The sequence below is a fragment of the Thomasclavelia sp. genome (assembly GCF_047249845.1).
Taxonomy (GTDB): Bacteria; Bacillota_I; Bacilli_A; order Erysipelotrichales; family Coprobacillaceae; genus Thomasclavelia.
The window spans coordinates 1-2,246 of record NZ_JBKTWO010000111.1 but is presented as its reverse complement, the minus strand read 5'-3'; the positions used below and the strand labels follow the sequence as shown (position 1 = coordinate 2,246).

The window sequence follows — 2,246 nt, the reverse complement described above, 5'->3', positions numbered from 1 at the left end:
CATATAATCCGTTTTCAGAAATATCTACCGATACTTTATCACCGCCATTATATAAAAGAGTATTTCTTCCATCAAGAGAATAGATATCTTCCTTTGCTGTTAATTCAAATGTAATGCCACCTAATGGTTCTTTTGTATCTTTATCAGTTTTCAATAGATCAATTTGTCCGTGCGGAGCAATGTTAGTAACATTGATTTCATGAGTATATTTCTTAGTTGTTGTGATGCTAGTATATATTTAGGTCCAGTTAAATAGAGAAATGTCAATAAAATGAAAACAGTATTGATTAATACTGATAACAGATGTAATCTATATTAATCAATAATCAAATTATAAATAAGGGGTAGAGTTATATGGCTAAAAAGAAACAAATCGATAAACAATTTAAAATTGATGCTGTTAATTATAGGAAGCATCATCCTGAACTTACCATGGCTGAAGTAGCTAATAATCTTGGAATCTCATTAAGTTCTATTCATCGCTGGATTAAAGAATATTCATCAAACAGCGATGACGAAAGCAAGGTATTTAGAGGTTCTGGTAATTATTCCAGTGATGATGCAAAAGAACTGGCAAGATTAAAAAAAGAAAACAGGGATTTAAGAGATGCTGTTGAAATATTAAAAAAAGCTATGAACATTCTCAACAGCCAGTAAGTATTCTTTATAGAGCATTGAGCAAATATATTGAAGAAACTGCAGATTCAGATAATGTTTCGATTAGAGCAGTAACCAGAATATTAAATATTTCCAGAAGCGGTTTTAAATCATGGAAACATCGTAAAAAATCCCATCAGCAATTACACAAAGAACGAATCAAAGAAATGATTCTAACTATTTATCATGAAAGTAAAGAAATATATGGAGCACCAAAAATCACTTATATCCTGCGTCAAAAAGGAATAAAGATAAGCATGAAAACAGTCAGTAATTATATGCGTGAAATGGGAATAAAAGCCTGCTATATAAAACACTGGACAAAAACAACAGTTTCAAAAAATTTCTCCTCTGATCTAAAAAATTTGCTTAAACGAGAATTCAATCCAGACAGACCAAATGCTTTCTGGTGTACAGATATAACCTATATCTGGACCTATGATGAGGGTTTTGTTTATTTAACAAGTGTAATGGATTTATATTCAAGGAAAATCATATCATGGGTACTAACGAAAGATATGAAAGCTGAATCTGTAGTAGAAGCAATAAACATTGCAAAAGCGAGAAGAAATATTGAAAAACCGCTTGTGATCCATAGCGATCGCGGGGTGCAGTTTACAAGTGAAGAATATCAAAAAATAACGGTGAAAATGAAAAGAAGCTACTCAGAAAAGGGAACACCATGGGATAATGCGTGTATAGAATCGTTTCATTCACTGATAAAAAGAGAATGGCTAAATCGCTTCAAAATAATGGATTATGGACAAACATATCAATTAATATTTGAATATATTGAGACATTTTATAACACAGTAAGAATTCATAATCATTGCGGTTATATAAGTCCAAATAATTATGAATCAGCATTTTTCAAATGTAGAAGTTAAATAGAAAAAATTTCTATTTAACTGGCACTTTTTCTTGACATAGTACCAGATATATAAGAGGCAATAGTTGGGGAGAATCCCCCGATAATGTGCATAATCCTTAAAAATATATTATTTATTGTCAAGTTAAATATTTGACTAATTAAAGCACAAACACCCCAAAATATTAGCATTATAACAAATGTTATTATTAAAAATTCCTTAACTAACTTTTTATTCATAAATACTCCTATCATCTCTACAAATTCCAATTTATCTAAGTAAATTATCTCATGTGAAGTATTTTATTACAAGATAATTTAACTTTTACTCGACACATTAGGATTTATCTAATAATGTATAATAATCAACAATATAAGTTTTAGTAACTAATTATATTCGAAAAATAACTTGGTAAAAATGCTTCCTTCATATTCTCTTCAAATATATGTGCTACATTACTTAATTGTTCCCACAATAAATGCAATGATTGAATTAAGTTAGCTTCTCTAAATGATACTTCTCCTATACAATATGTTGCTTCATATATTTTAGATTCAATATCTTCTCCCCTTTCAAACATTGCTTTTAACATTTTATTACCTGTTTTTGTGTTATGATATTCTAAATAATAATCTAATTCTTCTTTAACAAGTTTTAGTGCTGAAAAGTAATCGGCTGCATCCCATACATCAAGTCTACATAGTATCTTCAAGAAATGAT

The 2,246-nt window shown here is 29.3% G+C and carries 4 protein-coding genes; 2 read left to right on the top strand and 2 right to left on the bottom strand.

What is annotated here, in order from left to right; genetic code table 11:
- Window positions 1-354: 354 nt before the first annotated feature.
- Complete coding sequence (locus ACLR9T_RS13685; RefSeq protein ID WP_004610048.1) at window positions 355-657, top strand: transposase; 303 nt, start codon at window positions 355-357, stop codon at window positions 655-657.
- Between the two features lie 17 nt (window positions 658-674).
- Window positions 675-1,544 carry an IS3 family transposase gene (locus ACLR9T_RS13680; protein ID WP_413110049.1) on the top strand — a complete coding sequence of 290 codons (870 nt, stop codon included), beginning with the start codon at window positions 675-677 and terminating at the stop codon, window positions 1,542-1,544.
- A 17-nt stretch (window positions 1,545-1,561) separates the two neighbouring features.
- On the opposite strand, the gene ACLR9T_RS13675 is transcribed toward ACLR9T_RS13680, so the two are convergent.
- Together ACLR9T_RS13675 and ACLR9T_RS13670 are read right to left on the bottom strand one after the other, a co-directional pair.
- A complete protein-coding gene (locus tag ACLR9T_RS13675; protein WP_413110048.1) occupies window positions 1,562-1,765 on the bottom strand; it encodes a hypothetical protein in 204 nt (67 codons plus the stop codon).
- A gap of 140 nt (window positions 1,766-1,905) precedes the next feature.
- On the bottom strand, window positions 1,906-2,246 hold a 341-nt coding region (locus ACLR9T_RS13670; RefSeq protein WP_413110047.1), incomplete at its 5' end, for a hypothetical protein.

What these genes read in the sequence shown, in the direction of transcription:
- ACLR9T_RS13685 (WP_004610048.1), top strand. Translation starts at nt 355, where the DNA reads ATGGCTAAAAAGAAACAAATCGATAAACAATTTAAAATTGATGCTGTT.
- ACLR9T_RS13675 (WP_413110048.1), bottom strand. Translation starts at nt 1,765, where the DNA reads ATGAATAAAAAGTTAGTTAAGGAATTTTTAATAATAACATTTGTTATA.